The sequence below is a fragment of the uncultured Lamprocystis sp. genome (assembly GCF_903933125.1).
GTDB lineage: Bacteria > Pseudomonadota > Gammaproteobacteria > Chromatiales > Chromatiaceae > Thiodictyon.
Window position 1 is genome coordinate 25,677 of record NZ_CAIZIZ010000025.1, and the last position, 10,620, is coordinate 36,296.

Annotated in this window: 5 protein-coding genes and 2 pseudogenes; 2 read left to right on the top strand and 5 right to left on the bottom strand. The window is 64.4% G+C overall.

The window, feature by feature from the left end:
* Nucleotides 1–87 precede the first annotated feature (87 nt).
* The gene (locus QZY03_RS01065; RefSeq protein ID WP_295577331.1) at nucleotides 88–1,071 is read right to left on the bottom strand and encodes a GNAT family N-acetyltransferase; all 984 of its coding nucleotides are present in this window, start codon (nucleotides 1,069–1,071) and stop codon (nucleotides 88–90) included.
* Between the two features lie 421 nt (nucleotides 1,072–1,492).
* Between QZY03_RS01065 and QZY03_RS01070 the strand changes: the two genes are divergently transcribed.
* On the top strand, nucleotides 1,493–1,984 hold the full coding sequence (locus tag QZY03_RS01070; RefSeq protein WP_295577333.1) for an SRPBCC family protein: 492 nt from the start codon (nucleotides 1,493–1,495) through the stop codon (nucleotides 1,982–1,984).
* A gap of 207 nt (nucleotides 1,985–2,191) precedes the next feature.
* Entirely contained in the window at nucleotides 2,192–2,653 is a 462-nt protein-coding gene (locus QZY03_RS01075; RefSeq protein ID WP_295577336.1) for a PAS domain-containing protein, read from the top strand.
* Nucleotides 2,654–2,735: 82 nt separating this feature from the next.
* Here QZY03_RS01075 and QZY03_RS01080 read toward each other — a convergent pair whose 3' ends face one another.
* From QZY03_RS01080 to QZY03_RS01095, 4 genes and pseudogenes are all read right to left on the bottom strand, one after another.
* Nucleotides 2,736–6,905: an FG-GAP-like repeat-containing protein gene (locus QZY03_RS01080; protein WP_295577338.1), complete on the bottom strand. Its 4,170-nt coding sequence runs from the start codon at nucleotides 6,903–6,905 to the stop codon at nucleotides 2,736–2,738.
* Nucleotides 6,906–7,086: 181 nt separating this feature from the next.
* Nucleotides 7,087–8,883 carry an ABC transporter transmembrane domain-containing protein gene (locus tag QZY03_RS01085; protein ID WP_295577340.1) on the bottom strand — a complete coding sequence of 599 codons (1,797 nt, stop codon included), beginning with the start codon at nucleotides 8,881–8,883 and terminating at the stop codon, nucleotides 7,087–7,089.
* A gap of 181 nt (nucleotides 8,884–9,064) precedes the next feature.
* Nucleotides 9,065–9,318 (bottom strand): annotated as a pseudogene (locus QZY03_RS01090) (PD-(D/E)XK nuclease domain-containing protein); the annotation flags it as partial.
* Between the two features lie 203 nt (nucleotides 9,319–9,521).
* Nucleotides 9,522–10,270 (bottom strand): annotated as a pseudogene (locus tag QZY03_RS01095) (AAA family ATPase); the annotation flags it as partial.
* Nucleotides 10,271–10,620 lie beyond the last annotated feature (350 nt).

Genomic DNA, 10,620 nt, shown 5'->3' on the forward strand with positions numbered 1-10,620 from the left:
GCGTCGCGGTGGCCGGATGGGCATCGCTCGCGCTCTGCCCATCCTACATGGGTCTGCGACCACCGCACCCCGCCCTGCCGCCTATGCTTATGCGGACGTGAGTTCCTCCCAACTCGGATAGCTCAACCCGGGTATTCGCGGGGTGTCGACCCGAAACCCACGGTGACGGGCGTAGCCTTCGAAGAGGGTGATCTTGTAGGCGAGTCCCTCCGGCATCCCGAGGTCTCCCCAATGGTGGCGCCGCTCCCAATCCGCAGGGCTTCGGATCAAGGGCCAACCCGAGACGGCCAGCCACAGAGCGAAGGTCGGGGCGACCCAGGCCCGCGGTTCTTTGTGCCCCTCGGCCGCCGGCTCGGCGAGCGCCTGCTCCTCCCACACCAGCGTGTCGCCCTGACGCCGCGCCGTAATCACCGCGTTATCATCCGTCGCGTCACCGAGCAAGAACGCGATGCGCGCCGGCGCGATCTGCAGACGATAGGGCGGATCGTCGAAATAGCGCACCAGGCTCAAGCCGTGTTTCCAATTGGCGACCCAGAACCCTTGCCGGAGATAAAACCGGACAGCCCGCTGCCACAACCAGTCGGTCTCCAGGCGCAGACCGCCAAGTCCCAGGTCGCGGGCGATGCCCTCCAGCGCGGCGGTCACCCGGGCGCCATGACCGGCGCCGCGCGCTTCGCGGAACAGATAGAGACTTGCGATCCAGAGGTTGGGCTGGCCCCAGCCGGGATCACGAATGCTCAGTGCCACCGTCCCCAGCAACCGGCCGTCGACGATCAACCAATAGGGGAGATAGTCGAGCAGGTCCGTCGGATCGCCGATACGCTCACCCTGGGCCAATCCCCGCCGGGCCCAGTCGTTCATCGCCTGATCGGACAGCGAGCGGGGGTCCGGCGCCTTGTCCAGGCGATATTCGAGAAAGGTGCAGAGTTCGCAGGCGCGCCACAGCCGACGTTCCGATGCGTCGGTCGGATCGACTGGTTTGAACAACGGCAACCGGGTCAGGCACGCGGCCAGCGCGGAGCGCAGTGCGTCCTGCGGATCATCGGAGTCGATGGTTGGAGACAGGGGCACGTGCTCCATGAACCGGTGAATGAAGGGTGACGGCGGGGTTGAACGCGACTGCGCTGATTCCCGTTGGTTGGTATTGATACGATGGGTTCAGCATAGCGTGTCGGGCGGCCGCCGGCTACCTGCTTCGCCCTGGAGGCGCGGACGGTCCGCACAGCGGACCCAACGGTAACACCGCGACCCGTAGGGTCCGCTGTGCGGACCGACGACCGTGCAGATCGCGCAATGGCCGGGTTCATGACCGAGACCGGCGCGGCTTGCGTCTTCGTACTTGCGTCCCTGGAGTGCCCGCGGGGGCCGAGATACGTTACACTCTTGAGCAGATGCCGCTCGGGGGCCGACGCCGCTCGACCGGTTGAACCGCCGCTCGGTGGCACCGAGATCGTACGGTACGCCAGGCGCCACTGCACCTCGCCGAGGACTGATGCCCGTGGTCAAGGCCCGCGCCGATATCCTGATCGAATGCTCGCCGGAGCACGTATTCACCTACGTTGCCCGCGACTTCTTCCTGAACTATCCCCGGTGGTCCCCGGAGGTCAAGCGGCTCGCGGTGTTGACTGCCGGCCCATTACGGGTCGGCAGTCGGGCGCGTCAGGTGCGCACCGATCAGGGCCGCGAGACTGAGTCCACCTTTCGGGTCACGGCCTTGGATGAGCCGACCCGCATCGAGTTTGCCGAGACCACCAACCTGTTCCGCATCAGTTACCGGCTGGCGCCGGTCGACGGACATACCCACCTCGTCTTCGGCTTCGAGTTGACCCGCCTGGAATTCTACATGCGCCCTTTTGAAAAGCTGATCCGGGTCACCATTCAAGAGGGCGCGGAGCGGGTCGTGCGCAACATCAAAGGACTGGTCGAGCGCCAGTCGGCGCCGCCGGACGGGGTGATGGGTGCGGCTGGCTCGGCGCACGTGTAATCACGAGTCAATGATATGTTAAACAACGAATACAATCGTTGTCGTTGTCGTTGTCGTTGTCGTAAGCGGATAAGCGATGCAATTTTGGGTGCGCAAGAGTCCGGGGCGCTACGATAATCTCGATTACGATTACGACAACCTAAGACCAATCCCTCTGAATAGACTTGTTTAGCTTACTGAGCCGTTCACTACTGACAGGAGTAAAACATGGACTTCACAGCCGAAAAAGACCAGGGCACGATCCCTTTCGTGCTGTCGCAGATCCTCGATACCGTCGTCAATGGCGTCACCTTGTCGGACCCGGATCAGCCGGACAATCCCATCGTCTACGCCAATGCGGCCTTCGAGTTGATCACGGGCTATGACCACCACGAGATCCTCGGCCGCAACTGCCGTTTCCTTCAGGGTGCGGACCGCGATCAACCCGAGATCGAGCGCATCCGCGCCGGGATTCGCGATCAGCAATCGGTCACCGTCACCCTGCGCAACTATCGCAAGGATGGCTCGCTGTTCTATAACCGGTTCACCATTCGTCCGCTGTTCGACCCCCAGGGGCGGCTCATCTATTACCTCGGCATCCAGTACGATGTGACCGACCAGGTCGAAGCGCAGGAAGAGTTGCAGCGGCTCAATGCCCAACTTGAGGCGATGGGCGAGCGGCTGGATTAGGTCAGGGCGGTTTGCGGTGACCCGTGCCGCGACAAGACGGCGCGGGACGCAAAGAACGTCTCTAGACCCCCGTACTCGGTCATCAGTCCGGCCGCGGGATCAGGGGGTAACGCGCGAAACGGAAAAACAGCAGGATCACGATCAGCAGGAAGATCAAACCCCAATTGAAGTCCCCGCCGGACTTGAGTTGGGACAGTTTTCCGGTGAAAAGGGGTTTGCCATCGATCCGCACCGCGAGGTCGGGGTCAGCGCCCGTGGGCAGGATCAGACCGGCGACGTAGGTGCCGTCGCCCAAGTCAGTGATCCGCGAAACGACGCCTCCCTGTCCGAGCGTGATTGCGAGTTTGTGGGCAGAGTCCGCGCCCAGGTAATTGCCGTCCCGGTCGATGGGCCGCACCTTGAGTGAGACGAAGTGCATGTGGTGGTTTCGGCCTTTCTCAGCGGCCTCCAGCAACGACCTGGACAGGTCAGGTGCGCCGAAGCGCACGACCGTCGACACCTTTGCAGTTCGCTGGAAGCGTCCGGCAGTGGGCGAATTCCCGGACACGTCCAACACGATGGCGTAATTGCCGGTCAACTCCGTACGGGTAAATTGCCCCGAGTAACTGCCGTCGCCATGGTCGGCCAAGGGGATCACGTGCTCCGTGGGCTTCAATCGAGCAGAAAACTCGGGGGACTGGAGCAACACTTGAAGCTTCATCGTTCCCGTGACCGGCGGCGGTTGCACGAACAGCGTCGGCAACCCGTCCGCGAGTAACCAGTACGACCAAGGTCGTATTGACGTCGGTGCGGACAGCGGGGTCGTGGCGACGAGGGTGGCCAATGCGGCGCCCGGCCTGAAAACCCGAGCGACGACCGCGGCATCGACGACCGGGCGTCCCAGCGCCGACAGTCGAACCCGCAGATCAATCGGCTCGCCGGTCGCGACCCTGGCCGGGACTTCGAGGTCGAAGTCCAGTTGGGGTTCGTCCAGGATCGCTGCCGCCTGATAGGCGGTCCCGGGCGACCCGGTAATCCGCATCTCCCAGTCACCCGCGGCGGTTCGTTGTTCCCCCGGTGCGGGGAGGGGAATCGGCAGCGCGACGATTCGGTAGAAAGGCCCGTCAACAACTTGGGCGAGGTTGGTCACGTCCTCGCCGTTCTGCCACACCCTGAATGTAAGCCTGGGTGCGGCGCGCGCCCAACTGAGTTTGAGTACGACCTTGCGCGCGCTGGAGTTGACCCGGAAGCGCTGCGCCACGCTGTTCCCCGTCAGGCTGCCGTGCCGATAGTCGAGCAATTGCGGACCGCGGTCCTTGAGGGCATCGGTCAGCGCCTGCACAAAAAACTGCCGCAGATCCTGGTCCGGGACGTTCGTCATCAGGCTCAGGCCGCCCGTGTCTGCGGCGATGCGCGCGAGCAGATCCTGGAATGGTTCGTAGGTACCCACGCCAAGGGTATAGATTTTGACACCCAGATCGGCGTTCAGCGCCAGGGGTGGGTCATGGGGTGCGATCCCGGAGGTAGGTTTAACGTTTGGTGCAGTGTCGATCACGAGACCTGCGGTTCCCTCGGCTGCCTCCATGACGGTCGGATTGACATTCTGCATGCCGTCGGTGAAGACAATGAGGCCGCGCGATTGGTTGGAATCGGCGAGGCCATCGAGCGCGGTCTGAATGCCGCCGCCGAGTGCGGTCATGTTCTTGCGGCTGGTCGCCTGGGCCTGCACGTCGGACACCACGGCGTCAGCGTTGGTGCCCACCGTAAACAGCGCAGTATCATCGATCAGGAGCCGATCCACACCGCTCCTGAAATAGACGACGCCGGTGCGGTCAGCTTCCAGGTCAACCTCTTTCCACAGGGCGAAGAACAGTTCCACCGCGTCCTTGACGACCTCCAGCTTGGGTTCGCACGTACCGGGGCAGGCGGGGGCGAGCATGCTGCCGGAGAGATCCAGGACCAGCACCATGTCTCTGCCGGTCGCCGCGGCATTGACGAGCAAATTCTCATACCAGGCGAGTTTACCGTCGGTCGCCGAGGCGGAGAGCACGTCCGGATCGCCGTCCCGGTCGAGGTCGGCGGCGATCACCGACTGCGCATACTCGGCGCTGTCCGAGAGGATCTGCTGCGGCCCGAACGCGCCTTTGCCGTCGATGTTCTCGTACCAGGCAACCTTGTTGTCGCTCGTCGAGGCCGAGAGGACGTCCTGGTCGCCGTCCGCATCCAGATCAGCGGCGAAGACGGCCACGGGATTGACAACGGCGGTGGAGATCAGCCGTTGCTCGCCGAGCTGTCCGGCCCCGTCATTCTGGTACCAGGTCAGTTGACCGCCGTCTTTCGCCCCGGCCGTCAGAGCGTCTTGATCCCCGTCCCCGTCGAGATCGGCAGCAACCACCGCCCAAGGCCTACCGACGTCCGCGGCGACGACCCGTGCCGGCCCGAAGCGTCCCGCTCCGTCCGTATTCTCGAACCAGGCCAGTTCATCGCTGGAATACCAGGCGGCCAGCAGATCCAGGTCGCCGTCCGCGTCGAGGTCGGCGGTGTCCAGCGCGGTTGGCTCTTCGCGGTCCGTGGCGATATTCAAGGCCGATCCGAAGGACCCCGCCCCATCCGTATTCCGGTACCAGACCAACCGGTCGCCAACGGAGTCGCTGAGCAGTCGGGACGCGAGCACATCCGCATCACCATCTCCATCCAGGTCGGCAATGGTCATGGCTTTTGCCAAGTTGGCGTCGATCTGGATCACCTGCCGCAGCCTGAAATCCCCCAATCCGTCACTGTTGGCATACCAGGCGACCGTCCCGCCATTGGGTGAGGATGCGAGTAAATCCGCATCCCCATCGCCATCGAGATCGCCGGCGGCAAGCCGATGCAATTGCATGACATCGTCAGCGATGTGCCGTGGCGGCCCGAAGTGCTTCGGTCCCCCGCTATTCTCGTACCAAACGAGCTCGCCGTCGTATGAAGAGGTTGAGAGCAGGTCCGGGTCTCCGTCTGCGTCCACGTCGGCAGCCGTCAGTTCGGCCGCTGAAGAAACAGAGGCGGTGATGGGCCGCGGCGGTCCGAACTGACCTGTCCCTTCGGTATTCTCATACCAGGAGATCGCATCGTCCCGGTTCGCGGCCGCGAGCAGGTCCAGGTCCCCGTCACCGTCGAGGTCCGCGGCGCTGGCCGAGGTGGCTCCCCAGGCACGGTCATCGATCACCTGCGCTGACCCGAAACTGCCCTTACCGTCGGTGTTCGTGAACCACTCGACAGTACCCCCGCTCGACCTGGTGGAGAGCAGATCCAAGTCTCCGTCGGCGTCGAGGTCGGCGGCGAATACCGAGCTTGCACCCCAATAGCGTTCGGCGATGATGGTATCGTCGGAAGGTCCGCTTCCGTCCCGATTCTTGTACCAGGTCAGCGTGCCCTCCGCGGCGGAGGCCGACAGTGCGTCCAGATCGGCGTCCCCGTCGAGGTCGGCCACGAAGACGGCATCGGCCGCGGCGCCCCACCTGTCGACCCAGTACCGTTGACCGAACGTACCCTTCCCGTCAGTGTTCTTATAGATCGCCGCGCCGCGGTTCAGCGCGCTTTCCCCTGAACAAAACAGGTCGAGGTCGCCGTCTCCGTCGAGGTCCGCGGCCGCGACCCGCTCGACCGCATAGGTTGCATCGCTGATGCGTTGCAGCGAGCCGAAGTGACCGGCGCCGTCGTTCGCGTACCAGGCGAGCGTGTTCTCACCCCGTGCAGTCGCCAGCACGTCCAGGTCACCATCCCCGTCGAGATCGGCGGCCAGGGCCGAACCAGCATCGACCGCGGCGTCGACGATGAGCGGCGATGTCGCGAAGGCCCCCTTCCCGTCAGTGTTTGGATACCACAGGATCGCGTTGCCGGTCCGGGCGGCCGACAGCACATCCTGGTCGCCGTCTCCGTCGAGATCAGCGGCGAAGACCGAGCCGGATCCTGCGCCTGTGGTTCCGATGATCCGCTGCGGGCCGAAGTTGCCCTGCCCATCGGTATTCTCATACCAGGCCATCTTGTCGTCGATGATCGAGGCCGCAAGGACATCCTGATCGCCGTCCCCATCAAGGTCGGCGGCGACAGCGGTGACCGGGCCGTTCATTTCGGGGATGGCGATGAGTTGCTGCGGCCCGAAGGTCGTCCCGCCGTGGGCCGCTGGGACGGCCAGGAGCAAGGCGATCATCCCGGCGCGCAATACCCGGGACAGGTTGCTGTGGCGGCCAATCCGGCTTGCTGATCTTCCGATCGATAGGTCGTCGGTTCGCATGCCCTGATACTCCTGACGCGCGGAGGAGACGCCCCCTGGGTCCACGGAGAATAGTGACGTCAATCGCCGTGCCGCGGGGTGCCCGATGAGATCTGTTCACCGGAAGTCTAGCACCACTACGGAGATGTGCCAGAGTATCCGCGCCAGCCTGACCGGTTCTTTAGCGGCAATTGCCTCTGCCTCAAGCCTCGGCGAGCGTCTGATCCCGAAACTGCAAGGACGCCAGCCGCGCGTAGAGTCCGCCCTGCTGCATCAGTTCATCGTGGGTGCCGTCCGCCGCCACCTGACCGTGATCGAGCACCAGGATGCGGTCGACCTTGCGCACCGTCGCCAGGCGGTGGGCGATAACGATGCTGGTGCGTCCTTTCATCAACTCTTCCAGGGCGAGTTGCACCAGTCGTTCGCTCTCGGCGTCCAGTGCGCTGGTCGCCTCGTCCAGCAGGAGCAGGGCCGGGTCGCGCAGGATCGCCCGCGCGATGGCGATGCGCTGGCGCTGTCCGCCGGACAGCCGCACACCGCGCTCGCCGAGGAAGGTGTTGAAACCGTCCGGCAGGCGGTCCAGAAACTCGCTGGCATGGGCGGCATCGGCGGCGCGGCGGACCTGTTCGTCCGACACGCTATCCAACCCGTAGCGGATGTTCTCCCAGGCATCGGCACCGAAGATCACCGGGTCCTGGGGGACCACGGCGATCTGCCGGCGCAGGTCGGCCGGGTCCAGTTCACGCAGGTCCACCCCATCGAAGCGGACAGCGCCCTGGGTTGGGTCATAGAAGCGCAGCAACAGTTGAAACAGGGTCGTTTTGCCGGCACCGGAGGGGCCGACCAGGGCGACCTTGGCGCCGGGGGCGATGGTGATCGACAGGTCTTTGAGCACCCGCAGGTCGGGATGGGCGGGATACGCAAAGCCGAGATCCTGGAATGCGATCTGACCGTGGACCGGTTGGGACAGCGTGCGCGGCTGAGTCGGCGGCTCGATCAGCGTCGGCGTGGCGAGCAGTTCCATCAGCCGTTCGCTGGCGCCGGCCCCGCGCAGCAGTTCGGCCGCCAACTCGCTCAGGCTCCCGACTGAACTCGCGACCAGCACGGCATAGAAAAGGAATGCGGACAGCTCACCGCCGCTCAACCGCCCCGCCAGGACTTCACGGCCGCCGACCCACAGCACCACGCCGATGGCGCCGAAGGTGAGGGCGACCGCAATGGCGGCCAGGGCGGCGCTCAGGCGGGCACGCTTCACCGCCGTGCCGAAGGCCGACTCCACGCGTTCCTTATAGCGTGCCCGGTCGATCGGCTCGTGACAGAAGGACTGGACGGTGCGGATGGCGTGCATCACCTCGTCCACATAAGCGCTCAGGTCGGCGATGCGGTCCTGGCTGGCGCGGGAGAGGCGGCGCAGACGGTAACCGACCAGCCACAACGGCAGGATCACCAGCGGCGTGCCGAGCATGACCAGCCCGGTCAGCCAGGGACTGGTGAGGGCCAGCATGATCAGACCGCCCAGCACCAGCAGCGTGGTGCGCAGGGCCGAGGCCAAGGTGGAGCCGACCACCGTCTGGAGCAGGGTGGTATCGGAGGTTAGCCGCGAGATGACCTCCCCGGTGCGGGTCGTCTCGAAAAAGCCCACATCCAGGCTCAAGACCCGGGTGAACACGGCGGTGCGCACATCGGCGATCACCCGTTCGCCAATCCAGCTCAGTAGATAGGAGCGCACCATGATCGCCCCCGCCATGGCCACAACCACGGTGAGGAACAGCAGCAGGGCGTCGTTCAAGGCCGCCTCGGAGCCGGTCTTGAGCCCGGAGTCGACGACTTCGCGGATCACCTGGCCGAACGCGAGCACGGCCCCCGCGGCGACCAGCAGGGCCAGGGCCGCGATCAACAGGCGCCCCAGGTAAGGTCGCACGAAGCGGAGCAGCCGCAACAGCGGGCCCAGGTTGCGGGTGGTCGGCCGCCGGGGCGGTGCGGACGGGGCAGGGCGCATGGAATAACCTTACTGCATTGAAAAAGAAGCGCTTAACAGCCCCGTAGCTTACCTTAACCTACAAAATTTATCTAGAATTACGTGAACACTGACCAGGCAAGACTATTGGACTCCAAGGCTTCAGCCTTAGTCCGTTGGTCGGCGGACACCAAGAATGAAGGTTTGAACTGTTGGTCGCTTGCTATAGCGTCTCGACCTCAAAGCCAATCACGCCGCGCTGTTCGCGGCTGAATTCGATGCCGATCAGATGGATCGGCTGGCCTGCCGCCTGGTATTTGTCCGCGTAGCCCCGGTCCTTGAGCTGTTGCAAAGCCCGTCCCGCTGGCTCCAACTCCACCACCTTGAACTCGAACAGCCAAATGCGGCCGTTGAATTTCAGCGTCAGATCGACCCGCCCCTGGCGTCCTCCGCCGTCAAGTCGAGGCCCAGCGCAGCAGCAATTCCAAATTTGGGCAGCATCGCGCGACCCCTGGTGGATGCGGCGCGCGCCACCGCCGTGCCGGGTCCCTGACATCGAACAGCGCGCCTTATCCACCCTACAGCGGCGCAGGTTTTGTAGGGTGGATAAGCGCAGCGCATCCACCATCAGCCTCGCCCACACGCTGCTGACGGCGGCCACCCAAATTTGGAACTGCTGCCAGCGCAGCCAGATGACTGTAGAACACGCTGGCGTAATAGCCCTCGTAACGGGCGATGGGGTTGCCGGTATGCCAGTGATAGGGAATCGCGGCGAACAGGCTGTCAAGATGGGTGCGCAGCCCGACGAAATCCGCCGCCGCCAGCAGATCGTAGAGCCGACTCGTCAGCTCGCTGGCGCGTCCCGGCTGGCCGATCAGCGCCTTGATCAGGCTGTCGTTCAGCGCGCTCTCGACCTCCAGATTGGGGTAACCCAGAGTGTATTCGAGCCGGGCGCCGATCCGCCGTGCGCCGGTGAAGGTGAGATATCCGGTCTGCCACAGCAGCGCCTCGGTGGCCAGATGATCCACGTCGAAGGCCGACAACAGCGCCTCGTCGGCACGCAGGCGCGCCAGACTGGGGGTGAAAAAGCCGCGCTGCATGAGCAGATCCACCAGAAAGGTCGGCGTGCCGGTTTCGAACCACCAGGTGCGAAACTCGCAAAGCTGATCCGGATGACCGGATAGCGGGTGGTCCAGTCCCAGTGCGGATGGATCGCCAGATCGCGGAACAGCGCCTCGTTGCCGGCGAAGAGTTCCCCCAGGGTATCGAGCAACAGCGATTTGCCGAAGCGGCGCGGGCGTGACAGGAAGTAATGCGTGCCTTCGTTGGTCAACTGCCGGATGAAGCCGGTCTTGTCCACATAGTAATGATCATCCGCGCGGATCTTAGCGAAGGTCTGGATGCCGATCGGCAGTCTGCGGCGGTGCATGGCGGGCCTCGGAAGCAGGGACGCGGGTCGTCGGGGGCAGGGTAATGGGTTCGCGGCACGCTGTCATGAGGCCAAGCACCAGCGCAGCAATTCCGAATTTGGGCGACATCGCGCTGCCCTAAGGTGGATGCGGCGCGCGCGACCTCCGTGCCGGGGTCCTGACACCGAGCGGCGCGCCTTATCCACCCTACAGCGGAGCAGGTTCTGTTGGGTGGATAAGCGTAGCGCATCCACCATCGGCCTCGCCGCCGACATGTCGCCGGCTGGAGCCACCCAAATTTGGAACTGCTGAGCACCAGCGGCGGCGGGGAGCGCTATTCCGGCCACGTCGATCATCCGGAATTATCCAC